The organism is Pseudomonas sp. P4_C8, assembly GCF_056401975.1.
The window spans coordinates 21,378-40,978 of sequence record NZ_JBFUIH010000022.1 but is presented as its reverse complement, the minus strand read 5'-3'; the positions used below and the strand labels follow the sequence as shown (position 1 = coordinate 40,978).

Here is a 19,601-nt window from a genome sequence, read left to right as displayed (position 1 = left end):
GGTTTTCCGTTGGGGAGGGTCAATCGATACCCGGCCAAAGCGGCGGGTACTCAGAAACTGACCCAGTGGGGTAGCGGGAGTTTTAGATCGATAAGTAATAAGCCCGTGGGACGGGCAAGGAGGGCAACGCCACCGGGACCGTGCGCCTGACCCGGGGCATCATGAGTCGAGTGGATTCACTTACCTCGGATCAAACGCCGCAAGGTAAAACGGTTTGGATGACAGGCTTCGGCCACCGCTCTGGGCAATGGCAGTGGTTCGTCATCCAGCCACGCAGCCAGCAACTCGCCCGACAACGGCGCGGTGATCAGCCCTCGTGAACCGTGGCCGCTGTTGACGTACAAGCCGTCCAGCCATGGGCAAGGGATGTCCGGGGTTTGCCGGGCATCCTTGCTCAGGGCGATGTAGGCGTCGGCAAAAGCCTGGCTGTCCGCCAAGGGGCCGACAATCGGCAAGTAATCCGGGCTGGTGCAGCGAAACGCTGCGCGACCTTCAAGTGCTTCAGGTTGCAAGGTGTCTGCGCCGAGCCGAGCAACCAGATCCACCGAAATTTCTTCAAGCATGTGCAGGTTGCCGGCATGCTCGGCCGCCGTTGGCGTCAGGTCATCGTTGTTGAAATCGAAACTGGCGCCCAGCGTGTGTTCACCCAATCGAGCCGGTGCGACATAACCTTCGGCGCAAACCACGGTGCTCAGGCTTTGGCTCTCAGGTGTCTGATGCAGGCGAGTGATTTGTCCGCGAATACGTTTGAGCGGCAGTTCGCTGCTGTAGGGGAAGCGCTTGATCTCGGCGGCGCCGGCGAGCACCACCACCGGTGCGTCAGCTAATAATGATTCGCCATCCCAGGCTTGCCAGTGCCCGTCGACGCGGCGCAGTTCCAGCACCTCACGATGGGTCAGAATCTGGATGTTCGGATGCGTCGCTTGCCAGTGGCACAGGGCGGGCGGATGCACCCAGCCGCCTTCGGGGTAAAACAGACCGCCTGATTGCAGTGCGATACCGGCGTGAATCTCGGCGTTTTCTCGATCCAGCACGTGCAGCAGATCTTCGGGAAACGCCGCCGCCAATTGCGCCTGACGTTGCGCTTCCTTGGCGTTAAAGGCCAGTTGCAGCACGCCGCAGTCGTCCCAGTCGACACCGCGTTGCAAATGCTCCAGCAAGCGTCGGGTGTGGCCAAAACCACTGACGATCAACTGAGACAATGCGGTGCCATGGGCGGAAAGCTTGAGGTACAACACGCCTTGTGGGTTACCTGAGGCTTCCTGGGCCAGTGCGTCATGTCGCTCCAACAAACTGACTTGCCAACCCCGCGTGGCGAGGCTGGCGGCTGTGGCGCAACCGGCCAGGCCGCCACCGATTACCAAGGCTCGACGTTCGCCAGTCAAGGCTGTCGGTCGAGCAAACCAGGGTTTTGCAGCAACGGGTGCCTCGGTGTCTTCGGGCCAGCCAAGGAACACACCCCGCAGGATTTCCCACTTGTGGCCAATGCCCGGTGTGCGCTTCATCTTGAAGCCTGCCGCATTCAGCAAACGGCGAACCCAACCGGTGCTGGTGAACGTACTGATGGTCGAGCCTGGCGCTGCCAGCCGTGCCAGTTCGGCAAACAATTCGGCGGTCCACATGTCGGGGTTTTTCGCCGGGGCGAAACCGTCGAGAAACCAGGCGTCAATCTGCGCGTCCAGTTGCGGCAGCTGCTCAAGAGCATCGCCGATCAGCAAGGTCAGCGTCACGCGGCCGTTGTCCAGGATCAATCGCTGGAAGCCTTGATGGATCGCTACGTACTGCGCGAGCAATTGATCGGCGAACCGTTTGAGTTCTGGCCATAACGCCAGGGCGCGTTGCAGATCGGGCAAGCTCAGCGGATATTTTTCGACGCTCACAAAGTGCAGTCGCGCACCCGCCACCGCATGCTGTTCAAATAATTGCCAGGCACACAGAAAATTCAACCCGGTGCCGAAGCCGGTCTCACCAATGACCAGTCGACCGCCGTCCGGTAACGCGGTGAAACGTTCACGCAGATTGTTTTGCTCAAGGAACACGTAACGGGTTTCTTCAAGGCCCGACTTGTCCGAAAAATACACGTCGTCGAACACCCGCGAATACGGGCGACCCTGGTCGTCCCAGTCGAGTTGGGCGTGAGGCAATACAGGTTTCATGGCAGGCTCGGCGGCGGCAAGGTCGCCATTCTAGCCCCCTCGCCACAAAAGCCCACATCGCAGGGGATTTCTCTGCTTGCTATCGGCCCAATCCGCTAGTCTTGTTCAATCTGGAAAGGGAGCCGTCCAATGTTCGAATCCGCTGAAATCGGTCACGCCATCGACAAAGAAACCTATGACGCCGAGGTGCCGGCGTTGCGCGAAGCCTTGCTTGAAGCGCAGTTCGAACTTCAGCAGCAAAAACGTTTCCCGGTGATCATCCTGATCAATGGCATCGAAGGCGCCGGCAAGGGCGAGACGGTCAAGTTGCTCAACGAATGGATGGACCCGCGTCTGATAGAGGTCCGCACCTTCGACCAGCAAACTGATGAGGAACTGGCGCGACCACCGGCCTGGCGTTATTGGCGGATGCTGCCGGCCGCGGGGCGCATGGGGATTTTCTTCGGCAATTGGTACAGTCAGATGCTGCAAGGCCGGGTTCATGGCCTGTTCAAAGACGCGGTGCTGGATCAGTCGATCAACCAATCCGAGCGTTTTGAAAAGATGCTGTGCGACGAAGGTGCGCTGATCTTCAAGTTCTGGTTCCACCTCTCCAAAAAGCAAATGAAAGCGCGCCTCAAGGCCCTTGCCGACGATCCGCTGCACAGCTGGCGCATCAGTCCGCTGGACTGGCAACAATCCAAGACATACGACAAATTCGTGAAATACGGCGAGCGTGTGTTGCGCCGCACCAGTCGCGACTACGCGCCGTGGCATGTGATTGAAGGGTTGGACGCCCATTACCGTAGCCTGGCGGTGGGCAAGATCCTGCTTGAAGGTCTGCAAACTGCGCTGAAACGCCCCGATGTCCATCCCGACAAGGTCAATGCCGCACCGCTGCCGATTCATATCGATCAGATCAACCTGCTCGACAGCCTCGACTTGACCCTGCAGCTGGACAAGGACGATTACGAAGAACAACTGATCACCGAGCAGGCGCGGTTCTCTGGCCTGATGCGCGATAAACGCATGCGTCGGCACGCGTTGGTGGCGGTGTTCGAAGGCAACGATGCGGCGGGCAAGGGCGGGGCGATTCGGCGAGTCGCGGCGGCGCTCGATCCGCGTCAGTACAGCATCGTGCCGATCGCCGCGCCGACCGAAGAGGAGCGGGCACAGCCGTATCTGTGGCGGTTCTGGCGCCACCTCCCGGCCAAGGGCAAGTTCACGGTTTTTGATCGCTCCTGGTACGGGCGGGTGCTGGTGGAGCGCATCGAAGGCTTTTGCCCGCCGACGGACTGGCTGCGGGCTTACAGCGAGATCAACGACTTCGAAGAACAGATTTCCGACTCGGGCGTCATCGTGGTCAAGTTCTGGCTGGCCATCGACAAGCAGACACAACTGGAGCGTTTCCAGGCCCGGGAAGAAATTCCCTTCAAGCGTTTCAAGATCACCGAAGACGACTGGCGCAATCGAGATAAGTGGGACGCTTACCGCGCTGCGGTGGGTGACATGGTCGATCGCACCAGTACCGAAATCTCGCCCTGGACGCTGGTGGAGGCCAATGACAAGCGCTGGGCGCGGGTCAAAGTCTTGCGCACGATTAATCGGGCGCTGGAAGCCGCGTTCGAAAAGTCCGACAAGAGGGCCAGGAAGCACAAGAGCTGAGTCGATGGTTACGCATACGCGGGATGAATGATTGTCGCGGTCAGTTATGAGGTGGACTTATGCTCGGTCCACTCTCAACCGATAACAACAATGAGGTATGCCATGCGTGAAGTGGTGATCGTCGACAGCGTGCGGACTGGCCTGGCCAAATCCTTTCGCGGCAAGTTCAACCAGACCCGGCCAGATGACATGGCGGCGCATTGTGTCGACTCGTTGTTGGCACGAAATGGCATCGACCCGGCCAGCGTCGAAGACTGCATCGTCGGTGCGGGCTCCAACGAAGGCGCGCAGGGCTACAACATCGGTCGCAACGTCGCCGTGTTGTCGCGTCTGGGCATCGGCACCGCCGGCATGACCCTTAACCGCTTTTGCTCCTCGGGCTTGCAGGCGATCGCCATCGCCGCCAACCAAATTGCTTCGGGTTGCAGCGACATCATCGTTGCCGGTGGCGTCGAATCCATCAGCCTGACCATGAAAAGCGTCAATACCGATAACCTGATCAACCCGTTGCTGAAGGAGCAGGTGCCGGGCATCTACTTCCCGATGGGCCAGACCGCCGAAATCGTCGCGCGTCGTTACAACGTCAGTCGCCAAGAGCAAGACCTGTATGCCCTGCAAAGTCAGCAGCGCACCGCTCAGGCTCAGGCCGCCGGTCTGTTCGATGATGAAATCGTGCCGATGGCGGTGAAGTACCGGGTTGAAGACAAAAACACCGGTGAAATTCAAATTCTCGATGGCGTCGTCGATCGCGACGACTGCAACCGCCCGGACACCACGCTGGAAAGCCTGGCGGGCTTGAAACCGGTGTTTGCCGAAGACGGTTCGGTCACGGCGGGCAACTCGTCGCAACTGTCCGACGGGGCGTCGATGACGCTGGTGATGAGCCTGGAAAAAGCGCTGGAACTGGGCTTGAAGCCCAAAGCGTTCTTCCGTGGTTTCACGGTCGCCGGGTGCGAGCCGGATGAGATGGGCATCGGTCCGGTGTTCTCGGTGCCCAAGTTGCTCAAGGCCAAGGGTTTGCAGATCGTCGACATTGATCTGTGGGAACTCAACGAAGCGTTTGCTTCGCAGTGCCTGTACAGCCGCAATCGGCTGGGGATCGATAACGAGAAGTACAACGTCAGTGGCGGGTCGATTTCCATTGGCCACCCGTTCGGCATGACCGGTTCGCGTCAGGTCGGGCATCTCGTGCGCGAATTGCAGCGGCGCAAATTGCGTTACGGCATCGTCACCATGTGCGTGGGTGGCGGGATGGGCGCGACGGGGTTGTTTGAAGCAGTACGTTAAATCCGGAAAACTGTGTCGCCTGATCAACCGCCATCGCGAGCAGGCTCACTCCTACAGTTGACCGAGTTCTTCCTGGAGAAATGCGATCAACTGTAGGAGTGAGCCTGCTCGCGATGGCTGCGCCTCGGTTTATCGGCGGGCACTTAAAATCCGCATCTGCTCGATATACACCCGAATCTCCAGCTCCGCCGCCTGCGACCTGCACAGTTTCATTCGCGCCTGCTCGCCAACTGTCCCTGTGTGCCAGACGCCTCTGCGCCTAGAATGACGATTCTCGCCTTCTGGCTGTTGGGGTTCGCATGCACATTTCATCCGGTCGCTGGGTCTACGGTCTGTTTCTGGCCTTGTTGACTGCGCTGTTGTGGGGAATCCTGCCGATCAAACTCAAGCAAGTGCTGCTGGTGATGGACCCGGTGACCGTCACCTGGTTTCGCCTGATCGTGTCCGGTGGGTGCCTGTTTGTGTATCTGGCGGCGACCAGGCGTTTGCCGACTCGTAAAGTCCTCGGCCCGCGAGGTGGCTGGCTGGTGTTGATGGCGGTGCTCGGTCTGGTCGGCAACTACGTGCTGTACTTGATGGGCCTGAACCTGCTCAGCGCCGGCACTGCGCAATTGGTGGTGCAGATGGGCCCGATCATGTTGCTGATCGCCAGTCTGTTTGTGTTCAAGGAACGTTTCAGCATGGGTCAGGGGATTGGCCTGTTGGTGCTGCTGATCGGTTTCGCCCTGTTTTTCAATCAGCGCCTGGCCGAGCTGCTCACTTCGTTGACCGAATACACCACCGGCGTGCTGTTGGTGTTGTTGGCGTCCACGGTCTGGACCTTCTACGCCTTGGGGCAGAAGCAACTGCTGACGGTGTGGAATTCGTTGCAGGTGATGATGGTGATTTACCTGTTCTGCGCGTTGTTGCTGACACCGTGGGTGCATCCGCTTGAAGCGCTGCAATTGAGCCCGCTGCAAGGCTGGTTGTTGCTGGCGTGCTGCATGAATACCCTGATCGCCTATGGCGCGTTTGCCGAAGCGCTGGCCCATTGGGAAGCGTCGCGGGTGAGTGCGACGCTGGCGATCACGCCATTGGTGACGTTTGTCGCGGTGGCCGTGGCCGCGTGGTTGTGGCCTGACTTCGTACAGGCCGAAACGATCAATGGTTTGGGTTATGGCGGGGCGGTGCTGGTGGTGTTGGGGTCGGCGCTGGTGGCGTTGGGGCCTTCGCTCATTGCAGGGCTCAAGGCGCGAAAAGCCAAAATGGCGCTAGGCTGAACATCTTCATCGCTGCCAATCGCGAGCAGGCTCGCTCCCACAGGAAAATGCGATTCCCTGTGGGAGCGAGACCGGCTTGCCGGCGATGGCAATCTAACTGACACTACAAATCTCAGCCCTTGGCCCCTGCCTCCAGCATATTCTCCGGCCGCACCCAGGCATCAAACTCTTCATCCGTCAGATACCCCAGCTGCAACGCCGCCTCCCGCAACGTCAGCCCTTCGGCGTAAGCCTTCTTGGCAATCTCCGCCGATTTGTCGTAGCCAATATGCGGATTCAGCGCGGTCACCAGCATCAACCCCTGCTCCAGATGTTCAGCCATTTTCTCTGCGTCCGGCTCAAGTCCGGCAATGCAATGCTGTTGGAAGTTGCTGCAGCCATCCCCCAGCAGTCGGATCGATTGCAGCAGGTTGTGAATGATCACCGGTTTGAACACGTTCAATTGCAGATGACCCTGACTTGCCGCGAACCCGATCGCGACGTCATTCCCCATGACCTGACATGCCAGCATCGACAGCGCCTCGCACTGTGTCGGATTGACCTTGCCCGGCATGATCGAGCTGCCCGGCTCGTTGGCTGGTAATTTCACCTCGGCGAAACCGGCCCGGGGACCAGAGCCCAGCAGGCGCAGGTCGTTGGCGATTTTCATCAGCGTCACCGCCAGGGTCTTCAGCGCACCCGACAGGGTCGTCAACGGTTCATGACCGGCCAGCGCGGCGAATTTGTTCGGCGCGGTGATGAAGGGCAGACCGGAGAGGGCGGCCAGTTCGGCAGCAATCGCTTCGCCAAAACCGTGAGGTGAATTCAGGCCCGTGCCGACAGCAGTGCCGCCCTGGGCCAGTTCACACACGGAAGGCAGCGCGCTACGGATTGCCCGTTCGGCGTAATCCAGTTGCGCGATAAACGCCGAGATTTCCTGGCCGAAGGTAATCGGCGTGGCGTCCATCATGTGTGTTCGACCGGTCTTGACCAGTTTCATGTGTCGCACCGCCAGCTCGGACAACCCGCCCGACAATTCACTGATGGCCGGCAGCAAGTCTTGCTGCACCGCTTGGGCTGCCGCGATGTGCATGGCGGTGGGGAAGCAGTCGTTGGAGCTTTGTGAGCGATTGACGTGATCGTTGGGGTGCACCGGCGACTTGCCGCCGCGGGGGTTGCCTGCCAGCTCGTTGGCGCGACCGGCGATCACTTCGTTGACGTTCATGTTGCTTTGGGTGCCGCTGCCGGTCTGCCAGACCACCAGAGGGAACTGGTCGTCGTGGTCGCCATCGAGCACTTCGTCGGCAGCCTGTTCGATCAGCCGGGCGACATCGGCGGGCACGTCGCCGTTACGGTCATTGACCCGCGCTGCGGCTTTCTTGATGAGCGCCAGGGCATGCAGCACCGCAAGCGGCATTTTCTCGCTGCCGATGGCGAAGTTAATCAGCGAGCGTTGCGTCTGAGCGCCCCAGTAAGCTTCATCCGGGACTTCCACCTGGCCAAGGCTGTCGGTTTCGATACGGCTCATCATGCACACTCCTGTAGGTCTGATAGCGCAGTTTAGGCTGTGATCGGCGGCTGTGGTTCCATCTGATCGGTTTTTGCCCCTTCAACCCCTCTAATTCAGTCCCGACAAGGCTTGGGGTTGAGCGACACACTTTTTTAGGCGCAGAATGGACGCCCTTGGGGTTTTACCTCGCCTGCTAGAAAAGGAAACTCGATGACTCGTCTTCGTGCCATCTGTACCGCGGTTGCACTGGTCTGCGCCAGCGGCCCAGTTTTTGCCGATACCGCCAGCCACAACGCCAGTGCCGAAGCTTTCCTGACCCTGGCGCACGCTGACAAATTGGGCACTCCGGTGTACATGCAAGTGCAGCAAATGTTCGCTCAGCGCTTTGAACAGACCAAAGCTCCTGAATCGAAAAAAGCCGTGCTGGAAACGTATCAGGCCAAAGCCAACGCCGCGCTGGACCAAGCCATTGGCTGGAATAAGCTGAAGCCGGACATGGTCAAGCTCTACACCACCAACTTCAGCGAATCCGAGCTTAAAGACCTGGTTGCGTTCTACCAGTCGCCACTGGGCAAGAAAGTCCTGGAAAAAATGCCACAGCTGACTCAGCAATCGGCCCAGATGACTCAAGCCAAGCTGGAAAGCGCGGTGCCTGTGGTCAACAAGCTGCTGGCTGACATGACCGCCGAGCTGGAGCCTAAAGGCGCCGCCGCTCCAGCCAAGAAAAAGCCTTAAGCGGAGTTCGGTATGACCATGCAACAACGCATTGAATCGACGCTGGGCCTGTTACAGCCACAGCATCTGCAAGTGCTGGATGAGAGCCACATGCACAGCCGTGGGTTGCAGACCCACTTCAAGGCCGTGGTGGTCAGCCAGCAGTTCGAAGGGCTGAATCGGGTCAAGCGTCATCAAAAAGTCTACGGCACGCTCGGCGAGCTGATGGGCGAGTTTCATGCGTTGGCGCTGCATACCTACACGCCTGAGGAATGGGCACAGATCGACGCGGCCCCGGCCTCACCGACCTGTGCTGGCGGCAGCAAACACTGAATTCACCACCTGTAGGAGTACGGCTTGCCGGCGATGGCGATCTTGAATACGCCATCGCCGGCAAGTCGTGCTCCTACAGGGGGGGTTATTTTTGTTAGACTGCACAACGCGCCGCTCACCCGGCGCGTTTTTTTTGAATCCGGTTCACCCTTTGCGAGGGTAGCCACCTGGAGAAACACCCATGACACAACAGATTGTCGTGGCGGCACTGTATAAGTTCGTCACCCTGGAAGATTACGTCGCTCTGCGCGAGCCACTGCTGCAAGCAATGGTCGACAACGGCATCAAAGGCACGCTGCTGATCGCCGAAGAAGGCATCAACGGCACCGTGTCCGGCAGTCGCGAAGGCATTGACGGGCTGATGGCCTGGCTCAAGAACGACCCACGCATGGACGACATCGATCACAAAGAGTCGTACTGCGACGATCAGCCGTTCTATCGCACCAAGGTCAAACTCAAGAAAGAAATCGTCACCCTCGGCGTTGAAGGCGTGGACCCGAACAAAAAGGTCGGCACCTACGTTGATCCACAGGACTGGAATGCGCTGATCAGCGATCCGCAAGTGTTGCTGATCGACACCCGTAACGATTACGAAGTCTCGATCGGCACCTTCGAAGGCGCCATCGACCCGAAAACCACCAGTTTTCGCGAATTTCCCGACTACATCAAAGCCAACTTCGACCCAGCCGTGCACAAGAAAGTCGCGATGTTCTGCACCGGCGGCATCCGCTGCGAGAAGGCGTCGAGCTTCATGCTCAGCGAAGGCTTCGATGAGGTCTATCACCTCAAAGGTGGCATTCTGAAGTACCTCGAAGAGGTGCCGCAGGAAGAAACCAAATGGCAGGGCGACTGCTTTGTGTTCGACAACCGAGTGACCGTGCGTCATGACCTCAGTGAAGGCGACTACGATCAATGTCATGCCTGCCGTACGCCGATCAGCGTCGAAGACCGCGCCTGCGAGCATTACGTGGCCGGTATCAGCTGCCCGCATTGCTGGAACACGCTGAGCGAGAAAACCCGCCGCAGTGCCATTGATCGGCAGAAGCAGATCGAACTGGCCAAGGCTCGCAACTTGCCGCACCCGATCGGTTACAACTATAAGCAAACCCCTTCCGAGGCTTGAATCATGTCTGCGCGCCGCCTGCTCTATGTGATGGATCCGATGTGTTCCTGGTGCTGGGGCTTTGCGCCAGTGGCTAACGCCTTGGTCGAACAGGCGCACGCAGCGGGCGTAGAGGTGCATCTGATCGTCGGTGGTTTGCGCACCGGCAGTGGTGCGGCGCTGGAGCCGACCACCCGACGCTACATTCTTGAGCATTGGCAAGCGGTTACCGAGGCCACCGGCCAACCGTTCAAAACCGAAGGCGCTCTGCCCGACGGCTTTGTCTACGACACGGAGCCTGCGTGTCGGGCGTTGGTGACCGCGCGCAGCCTGGCGCCGGATTGCGCGTGGAAGCTGCTGGGCCTGATTCAGCACGCGTTCTACGTCGAAGGTCGCGACGTCACCCACGCCAGCGTGCTGGTGGAGCTGGCCGAGCAGGCTGGTCTGCCGCGCATTGAATTCGCTGCTGCGTTCGACCGTGCGGATATGCACACCGCCACGGCGGCCGATTTCACTTGGGTCCAGGACCTGGGCATCGCCGGGTTCCCTACGTTGCTGGCTGAGCGTAATGGTCAATTGGCGTTGCTGACCAATGGCTATCAACCCCTGAGTGAATTGTCCCCGTTGCTCGGCCGCTGGCTGGAGCGCGCTGCCTGTGCATGATGTGCCCGATGACGCCCCGGTTCCCAAGCGTGTCGATCGACTGAGCTGGGCCGAAATCCGCCGATTGGCCCTGCACCATAAAAAATCCCTGTGGATCGCCAATGGCGTCGCGGTGCTGGCTACATTGTGCAGCGTACCGATACCGTTGCTGCTGCCGTTGCTGGTGGACGAAGTGTTGTTGGGGCACGGCGACACCGCGCTGAAGGTCATGAACCACTTCCTGCCCGATGGCTGGCAGAAAGCGGCGGGCTACATTGGCCTGATGTTGCTCGTGACCTTGTTGCTGCGCTGCGGCGCCTTGTTGTTCAACGTGGTGCAGGCCAAATTGTTCGCGGCGCTGGCCAAGGACATCGTGTATCGCATTCGCACCCGGCTGATCGAGCGGCTCAAGCGCATTTCCCTGGGCGAATACGAAAGCCTGGGCAGCGGCACGGTGACCACGCACATGGTCACCGACCTGGACACGCTGGACAAATTTGTCGGTGAAACCCTCAGTCGTTTCCTTGTGGCGATGCTGACCCTGGTCGGCACCGCGAGCATTCTGATCTGGATGCACTGGAAGCTGGCGCTGCTGATCATGTTGTTCAATCCGTTGGTGATTTACGCCACGGTGCTGTTGGGCAAACGGGTCAAACACCTGAAGAAACTCGAGAATGACAGCACCTCGCGTTTCACCCAGGCACTGACCGAAACCCTCGACTCGATCCAGGAGGTGCGCGCTGGCAACCGCCAGGGATTCTTCCTCGGTCGCCTTGGCCTGCGGGCCCGGGAAGTGCGCGACTACGCGGTCAACTCGCAATGGAAAACCGATGCCTCGAACCGGGCCAGCGGCTTGCTGTTCCAGTTCGGCATCGATATTTTTCGCGCGGCAGCCATGCTCACCGTGCTGTTCTCCGACCTGTCCATCGGCCAGATGCTGGCGGTGTTCAGCTACCTGTGGTTCATGATCGGTCCGGTGGAACAGCTGCTCAATCTGCAGTACGCCTATTACGCCGCCAGTGGTGCGCTGTCGCGGATCAACGAGCTACTGGCCCGGGCCGATGAGCCGCAATACCCCGGCGGCGTCGATCCGTTCCAGGGCCGTGATACCGTGGGCATTGAAGTCCAGGGCCTGAGTTTCGGTTACGGCGATGAGTGGGTGCTGAACAAAATGGACCTGTCCATCGCCCCCGGTGAAAAAGTCGCGATTGTCGGCGCCAGTGGTGGCGGCAAAAGCACGTTGGTGCAACTGTTGTTGGGCTTGTACACGCCACAGGCCGGGACCATCCGCTTCGGTGGCTCGACCCAACAGGAGATCGGCCTGGAAACCGTGCGCGAAAATGTCGCGGTGGTTCTGCAACATCCTGCGCTGTTCAACGACACCATCCGCGCCAACCTGACGATGGGCCGAGTGCGCAGCGACGAAGCCTGCTGGCAAGCGCTGGAAATTGCGCAGCTGCACCAGACGGTTCAAGCGCTGCCAAACGGTCTGGACAGCATCGTCGGACGCTCCGGTGTACGTTTGTCCGGAGGCCAGCGCCAACGCCTGGCGATTGCGCGGATGGTCCTGGCCGAACCCAAAGTGGTGATTCTCGACGAGGCCACTTCAGCGCTGGACGCCGCCACGGAATACAACCTGCATCAGGCGCTGGCGCGGTTCCTCAGCCACCGCACCACGCTGATCATTGCCCACCGATTGTCGGCGGTGAAGCAGGCCGACCGGGTGCTGGTGTTCGATGGCGGACAGATTGCCGAGGATGGCGACCACCAGCAATTGATAGCTGATGGTGGTTTGTACGCCAAGCTTTACGGGCATTTACAACAGCTATAACGCCGGTAGTAATTCAGTGCGTCTTTGTCAGTGCAAGTCTTGAAGTTGGACGGTTTGCTTGCCGGGATCGAGATCGCACCCTAGTCTAGCGGTAGCGATCACGTTGGGATGATGATCTGGCAGTGCTAAAAAGGGACCTCATGAATCAAACCCGGACTCTCGGAACGCCACGGTTGTTGGGCATTGTCTGGCCATTTATTGCCGTCGTGCTGTTTCAGGCCCTGTTGGGGGGCGTCAGCCTGTACGTTCTGTCGGCAGTGCGCGGCTATGTTGCCGGTGAGAGTCTATGGTCGAAGGGGCAAAAAGACGCCATCTATTACCTAAACCTCTACGCGGACAGTCGCGACGAGGCGATTTTCCTCAAATACCAGAACGCCATTGCCATACCTCAGGGGGGGCACGAGTTGCGCCTGGCGCTGGATCACCAGCCACCTGAAATCGAAACCGCGCGAGAGGCGATCCTCAAAGGGGGCAATCACCCTGACGACGTTTCCAGTCTGATCTGGCTCTACCTCAACTTCCGGCATTTCTCTTACCTTGAAAAAGCCATCGACCGCTGGACGGTGGGTGACGCGTACTTGCTGCAACTCGATGATGTTGCGCAAGAGATGCACCAGCGCGTTGCCGACAAACAGGTCTCACCCGCTGATATCTGGCGCTGGAAAGACCAGATACTCGTCATCAACGATGCAGTGACACCCGCCGCCAAAGCGTTCAGTGATGCATTGGGCGAGGGCTCGCGCTTGATCCTCCAGTTGCTGCTGGTGACCAACCTCGCCACGGCGCTGGGCTTGATCGCGCTTGCGTTGCTGCGTACCCACAAGTTGCTCAAGCAGCGGCATGAATTCGCCGAAGCGCTGCAACTGGAGAAAGACCGGGCGCAGATCACTTTGCAATCCATTGGCGACGGCGTGATCACCACGGATGTCGAAGGCGCTATCACCTACATGAATCCCGCCGCCGAGGCGCTGACCCACTGGAAAGCCGAACGGGCGACGGGTTTGCCGCTGGCGGCGCTGTTCAATTTGCTGGATGAAAACGCTCAGGCTGACGGGTTCACATTGATCGAACATATTTTGAGCGGTCAACTCAGTGGTGGCAGCGAACATTCCAAACTGATTCAGCGTCTGGATGGCAGTACGGTTTCGGTAACGTTGGTGGGTTCGCCGATTCGCAATGTGGGCAAGGTCAGTGGCACCGTGCTGGTGTTGCATGACATGACGCAGGAGCGCCAGTACATTGCCAATCTGTCCTGGCAGGCGACTCATGACGCCTTGACCGGGCTCGCCAACCGACGCGAGTTCGAGTTTCGACTGGAGCAGGCACTGCAAAATCTGGCGCGGCATACCGGGCGCCATGCCCTGATGTTTCTCGATCTGGATCAATTCAAACTGGTCAATGACACGTGCGGTCATGCGGCGGGAGATGAGCTGCTGCGGCATATCTGTGCGTTGTTGCAATCCGGGTTGCGCGAAGGTGACACCTTGGCTCGGCTGGGTGGCGATGAGTTCGGCATCTTGCTGGAAAACTGTGCATCGGACGCTGCCGAGAAGATTGCCGAAAGTTTGCGCCTGACCGTACAAAACCTGCACTTTGTCTGGAAAGGCCGACCCTTTGTCACCACGGTAAGCATAGGGCTGGTGCATGTCGCGCAACCTCCTACGACGCTGGAAGCATCACTGCGCGCCGCTGATATGGCGTGTTACATGGCCAAGGAAAAAGGACGAAATCGGGTTCAGGTCTATCACGCCGATGACTCGGAACTGACATTGCGTTTTGGCGAAATGGCCTGGGTGCAGCGCCTGCACATAGCGCTGGAAGAGAATCGCTTTTGCCTGTATTCCCAGGAAATCGCGCCGTTGGGGCATACCGAGCGCGGCGGCGGTCATATCGAAATCCTGTTGCGTCTGCATGACGAAGCCGGCCGCATGATCTTGCCGAACAGTTTTATTCCGGCCGCCGAGCGTTATGGGTTGATGACTGCACTGGATCGCTGGGTGGTGGAGAACGTCTTCAAGATCATTGCCCAATGCAGGGCTGAAGAGCGCCAAGGTCCATTAGCCATGTGTGCGATTAATCTGTCAGGCACAACTATCGGAGATGAGGCGTTTCTGGACTTCCTGCGTGAACAATTCGTTAACTATTCAATTCCACCTGAAATGATTTGTTTTGAAATCACAGAAACCAGTGCAATTTCCAATTTGGGCAGTGCAACTAGATTTATCAATGAACTCAAAGGTTTAGGTTGTCACTTTTCATTAGATGATTTCTGTGCCGGAATGTCCTCGTTCGCTTACTTGAAACATTTACCTGTAGACTTCCTGAAGATCGACGGGAGTTTCGTAAAGGATATGTTGGACGACCCGATTAACCGCGCCATGGTCGAAGTGATTAACCACATCGGGCATGTCATGGGTAAGCGCACTATTGCCGAGTTTGTAGAATCACCCCAGATTGAGCAGGCATTGCTGGAAATCGGGGTCGATTTCGCTCAAGGGTATGTGATTGAACGCCCGAATCCGTTTACCTGCGATAGTTTGCAAAGTCGTCCTGCCAGGCCTCAGCCTTTGTTATTCAAGGCCCCTGGCACGTTCCGTTGAAATCTCTTGCTGATCCGAACAATCACAATCAAAAGGAGCTCGACAGTGATCGACACATTCAACCGAACCGGACCACTCATGGAAGCGGCAAGTTATCCCGCCTGGGCTCAGCAGCTCATCAAGGATTGCAGCGAGAGTAAGCGCCGGGTTGTTGAACACGAACTGTATCAGCGCATGCGAGACAACAAACTCAGCGCAAAAACCATGCGCCAGTACCTTATTGGTGGCTGGCCGGTTGTTGAGCAGTTCGCGTTATACATGGCACAGAACCTGACCAAGACTCGCTTTGCCCGTCATCCCGGCGAAGACATGGCACGTCGTTGGCTGATGCGCAATATTCGCGTGGAGTTGAACCATGCCGATTATTGGGTGCACTGGAGTCGGGCTCATGGGGTCAGCCTGGAAGACCTGCAAGCGCAACAGGTTGCCCCCGAACTTCACGCCTTGAGCCATTGGTGCTGGCACACCAGTTCGGCCGATTCGTTGATCGTGGCCATCGCTGCGACCAACTACGCCATTGAAGGCGCGACTGGAGAGTGGTCGGCCCTGGTCTGCTCCAGTGGCGTCTACGCCGCGGCATTCCCGGAAGAAGATCGCAAGCGAGCCATGAAGTGGTTAAAGATGCATGCCCAATATGACGATGCCCATCCATGGGAAGCACTGGAGATCATCTGTACCCTGGCGGGCATGAACCCGAGCAAATCCCTGCAAGTGGAATTGCGACAGGCAGTGTGCAAGAGCTACGACTACATGCACCTGTTTCTGGAGCGCTGCATGCAGCTGGAGCATTCGGAAAAAGCACCGGTGGTGCGTGAGCGCCTGGCGCTGGCTGAAAGCTGATCCATAGGCAACACAAACCAATGTGGGAGCGGGCTTGCTCGCTCCCACATTGGTTATGCGGTGTTGCGAAAACTCAACCGGCCATCGTCAGCCGGTTACGTCCTTCGCGCTTGGCGACATACAGCGCACTGTCGGCCCGCCGCAACAAGCTTTCGGCAGATTCGCCAGGCAGCAGGGTCGAGCATCCGAGGCTGACGGTCAGCTCTATGGCATTGCCATCGGCCTGATAATCCTGGGCCTGAGCTGCCACCCGTAGTCGCTCACCGACCATGGCTGCTGCTTCCCGCGTGGTGTTGGACAGCAGGATCAGGAACTCTTCGCCACCAAACCGGAACACCATGTCGACATTGCGCAACTGGTTTTTGATCGCGGTGGCGACAGCCTTGAGCACATCGTCGCCCGCATTGTGGCCATAACTGTCGTTGACGTTTTTGAAGTGATCGATGTCCAGCATCAGCAATGACAAAGGCATCAAGTGGCGTCGCGACATCTCGATTTCGCGTTCCAGGGTCTGATCCATGGCAATGCGGTTACCGGTATCGGTCAGCGGATCGCGCAATGCGATTTGGGTAGCGGCTCGGTAAAGAAGCGCATTGCGCATCGGGAAGAGCAGTGCGGACAGCAACGACTCCAGATTGCCTTGATCCAGCTCGCTGAATCGCTCATTGCGCCGGAACACCAGTTCACCGAGCTGTTCGCCTTCATGGCTGAGGCTGTAACTGACCGAGTGATGACCACGCTGACCAAACTCCAGGCGCAAGTCGCTGGCTTGATGCTGATAGGTCAAGGCATCCAGTGGCACCAGGCGCTGAATTTCGCGGAAGAAAAGTCCGAGAATGCGTTGTGGCTCAAGACTGGTTTGCAGCTGCTGACCCAGTTGCTGGCGCAATTGCGCAAGGCTGACGGGCCGCTCCAGAAGGGGAGGCTGCTGTCCAAATCCCAGGCGTTGCAATTTGGCACTGTCGAAGTCAATTGCGTTGGTCTGGGAAGGTGATTTCATATGGCGTGCGCCCCTAAGCAGTAAAGCTGTCTTACAGGCTGGGTGAGAGCGGCTTTGGGCTGCGCGACATACTGGTCCATCAGTCCCGTAGGACATATGCCGCAAGTTTAGTCCGCTTCGCCGATGATTAATGAACTATCGACCCAAGCGTCCGCCCGTCTGCTTTCACACTGCTGTCTGAGCAGCTTTAGAGCGAAAGTCGTGCCATTCGGTTCATTCAGATAAAAATCTATATAAATCATTAGGTTGAATTCGATGGTGAGGGCGGGTGATGAAATGTGTGACAGTTGTTTGACTGGCAAGGGGGTATGGTTGTGGCGCACTTTGTGTGCCGCGCCGGGAAATCGGCACGGCACAAAAGCGACGCACGGTGTTACTGGGCGTTGAACGCCTGGCCATTGATGCCGGTACTGTCTGGGCCCATCAGGTAGAGATAGACCGGCATGATCTCTTCCGGGGTCGGGTTGTTGAGCGGATTTTCCGCTGGGTAAGCCTGGGCCCGCATGCTGGTGCGCGTGGCGCCCGGGTTGATGCTGTTGGAGCGTACCGGAGCCACGGTGTCCACTTCGTCGGCCAGGGTTTGCATCAGGCCTTCAGTGGCAAATTTGGACACGCCATACGCGCCCCAATAGGCACGCCCCTTGCGGCCGACGCTGCTGGAGGTAAACACCACCGAGGCGTCCTGCGACAGCTTTAGCAGAGGCAGCAGGGTGCTGGTGAGCATGAACATGGCGTTGACGTTGACATGCATGACGCGCATGAAGTTTTCGCCGGACAGCTGTTCGATCGGCGTGCGCGGACCAATAATCGACGCGTTATGCAGCAAACCGTCGAGATGGCCGAATTCGGTTTCGATCATGGCGGCCAGTTCGTCGTACTGGTGGGGCAGGGCGGTTTCCAGGTTGAACGGAATCACCGCCGGCTGTGGATGCCCGGCCGCTTCGATTTCGTCATAAACCTGAGTCAGGTTGGCTTCGGTCTTGCCCAGCAGCAATACGGTGGCGCCATGGGCTGCGTAGGTTTTCGCAGCCGCCGCGCCGATGCCGCGACCAGCACCGGTGACCAGAATGACCCGGTCTTTGAGTAATTCAGGGCGGGCGGAGTAATCAAACATAAGAAACCTCAACAAAAAAGAAAGCAGACCCTGTAGGAGCATGGCTTGCCAGCGATGACGTTTTCAGAATCGCTATCGCCGGCAAGCCGTGCTCCTACAATCAGCAACTGCACAAAGCGCTATCGAGCACCTTGCTGACCCTGTAGGAGCATGGCTTGCCAGCGATGACGTTTTCAGAATCGCTATCGCCAGCAAGCCGTGCTCCTACAATCAGCAACTACACAACGCGCTATCGAGCACCTTGCGCAATTCCAGCGGATGATCCACCACCACGTCCGCGCCCCAGTGTCGCGGGTTGTCGTCAGGGTGAATGTAGCCGTAGGTCACCGCAGCCGTCTTGGTGCCGGCATCGCGACCGGATTCGATATCTCGCAGATCATCGCCCACAAACAACACACTGGCCGGGTCCAGGTCGAGCATCTTGCACGCCAGAATCAGCGGCTCCGGGTCTGGCTTGCTGTTCTTCACGTGATCGGGGCAGATCAGCAGTGCGGAACGCTCGGCCAGCCCCAGTTGCTGCATGATCGGCTCGGCAAAACGCAGAGGCTTGTTGGTGACCACGCCCCAGATCAGGTTGGACTTCTCGATGTCGGCCAGCAGTTCGCCCATGCCATCGAAGAGCTTGCTGTGAACCGCGCAACCGGCGAGATAGCGTTCCAGGAACTCGAGTCGCAGCTCTTCAAAGCCCGGCGATTCGGGGTCCATCGAAAAGGTTACGGCGACCATTGCCTTGGCGCCGCCGGAGATCTCGTCACGAATGTGCTTGTCATTCATGGGTGGCAAGCCACGATCGGCGCGCATAGCCTGACAGATGGCGATAAAGTCCGGCGCGGTGTCGAGCAGCGTGCCGTCCATGTCAAAAAGGACTGCTCTGATACGCATCGGCTTACTCCTCGCGCAGGGTCTGGATCATGTAGTTGACGTCCACATCGGCCGCCAGTTTGTAGTGCTTGGTCAGCGGGTTGTAGGTCAGGCCGATGATGTCTTTGACGGTCAGGCCAGCCATGCGACTCCAGGCGCCAAGCTCGGAAGGGCGGATGAATTTCTTGAAATCGTGCGTGCCGCGCGGCAGCAGCTTCATGATGTATTCGGCGCCGACGATAGCGAACAGGTACGCCTTCGGATTGCGGTTGATGGTGGAGAAGAACACTTGGCCGCCGGGCTTGACCATGCGGAAGCAGGCGCGGATGACCGAAGACGGATCCGGTACGTGCTCAAGCATTTCCAGGCACGTGACGACGTCGAATTGCTCGGGCATTTCCTCGGCGAGGCCTTCAGCGGTGATCTGGCGGTACTCGACGTTCACGCCCGATTCCAGCTGATGCAACTGCGCGACTGCGAGCGGCGCTTCACCCATGTCGATGCCCATGACGGTAGCGCCGCGCTGGGCCATGGCCTCGCTGAGAATCCCGCCGCCGCAACCGACGTCCAGCACCTTCTTGCCGGCCAGATTGACGCGTTCATCAATCCAGTTGACCCGCAGCGGGTTGATGTCGTGAAGCGGCTTGAACTCGCTTTCACGGTCCCACCAGCGATGGGCCAGGGCTTCGAATTTGGCGATCTCGGCGTAGTCGACGTTGCTCATGGTTC

At 58.6% G+C, this 19,601-nt stretch carries 16 protein-coding genes; 10 read left to right on the top strand and 6 right to left on the bottom strand.

From position 1 onward, the window contains the following. Nucleotides 1–176: 176 nt before the first annotated feature. Nucleotides 177–2,156: a bifunctional tRNA (5-methylaminomethyl-2-thiouridine)(34)-methyltransferase MnmC2/FAD-dependent 5-carboxymethylaminomethyl-2-thiouridine(34) oxidoreductase MnmC1 gene (mnmC, locus tag AC1DWM_RS15385; protein WP_477795558.1), complete on the bottom strand. Its 1,980-nt coding sequence runs from the start codon at nucleotides 2,154–2,156 to the stop codon at nucleotides 177–179. Nucleotides 2,157–2,285: 129 nt separating this feature from the next. Between mnmC and pap the strand changes: the two genes are divergently transcribed. From pap to AC1DWM_RS15370, 3 genes are all read left to right on the top strand, one after another. Beyond that, nucleotides 2,286–3,800 carry a polyphosphate:AMP phosphotransferase gene (gene pap, locus AC1DWM_RS15380; protein WP_223519060.1) on the top strand — a complete coding sequence of 505 codons (1,515 nt, stop codon included), beginning with the start codon at nucleotides 2,286–2,288 and terminating at the stop codon, nucleotides 3,798–3,800. A 102-nt stretch (nucleotides 3,801–3,902) separates the two neighbouring features. Next, nucleotides 3,903–5,087, top strand: coding sequence for a thiolase family protein (locus AC1DWM_RS15375; protein WP_477795557.1), 1,185 nt, complete (start codon nucleotides 3,903–3,905; stop codon nucleotides 5,085–5,087). Between the two features lie 299 nt (nucleotides 5,088–5,386). Continuing rightward, nucleotides 5,387–6,346 carry a DMT family transporter gene (locus AC1DWM_RS15370; protein WP_223519064.1) on the top strand — a complete coding sequence of 320 codons (960 nt, stop codon included), beginning with the start codon at nucleotides 5,387–5,389 and terminating at the stop codon, nucleotides 6,344–6,346. 112 nt (nucleotides 6,347–6,458) lie between these two features. Here AC1DWM_RS15370 and AC1DWM_RS15365 read toward each other — a convergent pair whose 3' ends face one another. Next, complete coding sequence (locus AC1DWM_RS15365) at nucleotides 6,459–7,853, bottom strand: class II fumarate hydratase (protein WP_477795601.1); 1,395 nt, start codon at nucleotides 7,851–7,853, stop codon at nucleotides 6,459–6,461. A gap of 192 nt (nucleotides 7,854–8,045) precedes the next feature. Here AC1DWM_RS15365 and AC1DWM_RS15360 point away from each other — a divergent pair, with 192 nt between their 5' ends. From AC1DWM_RS15360 to AC1DWM_RS15330, 7 genes are all read left to right on the top strand, one after another. Beyond that, nucleotides 8,046–8,570, top strand: a complete 525-nt coding sequence (locus AC1DWM_RS15360) for a DUF2059 domain-containing protein (protein ID WP_223519066.1) — start codon at nucleotides 8,046–8,048, stop codon at nucleotides 8,568–8,570. A gap of 12 nt (nucleotides 8,571–8,582) precedes the next feature. Further along, nucleotides 8,583–8,882: a BolA family protein gene (locus tag AC1DWM_RS15355; protein WP_008151216.1), complete on the top strand. Its 300-nt coding sequence runs from the start codon at nucleotides 8,583–8,585 to the stop codon at nucleotides 8,880–8,882. A 181-nt stretch (nucleotides 8,883–9,063) separates the two neighbouring features. Further along, a complete protein-coding gene (gene trhO / locus AC1DWM_RS15350; RefSeq protein ID WP_223519068.1) occupies nucleotides 9,064–10,005 on the top strand; it encodes an oxygen-dependent tRNA uridine(34) hydroxylase TrhO in 942 nt (313 codons plus the stop codon). Nucleotides 10,006–10,044: 39 nt separating this feature from the next. Next, complete coding sequence (locus AC1DWM_RS15345; protein WP_223519355.1) at nucleotides 10,045–10,647, top strand: DsbA family protein; 603 nt, start codon at nucleotides 10,045–10,047, stop codon at nucleotides 10,645–10,647. Continuing rightward, nucleotides 10,640–12,457, top strand: coding sequence for an ABC transporter ATP-binding protein (locus AC1DWM_RS15340; protein ID WP_223519070.1), 1,818 nt, complete (start codon nucleotides 10,640–10,642; stop codon nucleotides 12,455–12,457). Before AC1DWM_RS15345 ends, AC1DWM_RS15340 begins: the two co-directional genes overlap by 8 nt. Nucleotides 12,458–12,597: 140 nt before the next feature. Beyond that, on the top strand, nucleotides 12,598–15,057 hold the full coding sequence (locus tag AC1DWM_RS15335) for an EAL domain-containing protein (protein ID WP_477795556.1): 2,460 nt from the start codon (nucleotides 12,598–12,600) through the stop codon (nucleotides 15,055–15,057). Nucleotides 15,058–15,135: 78 nt separating this feature from the next. Beyond that, on the top strand, nucleotides 15,136–15,897 hold the full coding sequence (locus AC1DWM_RS15330) for an iron-containing redox enzyme family protein (RefSeq protein ID WP_263288352.1): 762 nt from the start codon (nucleotides 15,136–15,138) through the stop codon (nucleotides 15,895–15,897). Nucleotides 15,898–15,970: 73 nt separating this feature from the next. On the opposite strand, the gene AC1DWM_RS15325 is transcribed toward AC1DWM_RS15330, so the two are convergent. From AC1DWM_RS15325 to ubiG, 4 genes are all read right to left on the bottom strand, one after another. Then, nucleotides 15,971–16,897 carry a GGDEF domain-containing protein gene (locus AC1DWM_RS15325; protein WP_223519076.1) on the bottom strand — a complete coding sequence of 309 codons (927 nt, stop codon included), beginning with the start codon at nucleotides 16,895–16,897 and terminating at the stop codon, nucleotides 15,971–15,973. A 373-nt stretch (nucleotides 16,898–17,270) separates the two neighbouring features. Further along, nucleotides 17,271–18,011 (bottom strand): YciK family oxidoreductase, encoded by a 741-nt coding sequence (locus tag AC1DWM_RS15320; protein ID WP_223519078.1) that lies wholly within the window; start codon nucleotides 18,009–18,011, stop codon nucleotides 17,271–17,273. 210 nt (nucleotides 18,012–18,221) lie between these two features. Then, nucleotides 18,222–18,893, bottom strand: a complete 672-nt coding sequence (gene mupP, locus AC1DWM_RS15315; protein ID WP_223519080.1) for an N-acetylmuramic acid 6-phosphate phosphatase MupP — start codon at nucleotides 18,891–18,893, stop codon at nucleotides 18,222–18,224. A gap of 4 nt (nucleotides 18,894–18,897) precedes the next feature. Beyond that, complete coding sequence (ubiG, locus tag AC1DWM_RS15310; RefSeq protein ID WP_007945809.1) at nucleotides 18,898–19,596, bottom strand: bifunctional 2-polyprenyl-6-hydroxyphenol methylase/3-demethylubiquinol 3-O-methyltransferase UbiG; 699 nt, start codon at nucleotides 19,594–19,596, stop codon at nucleotides 18,898–18,900. Nucleotides 19,597–19,601: the final 5 nt, after the last annotated feature.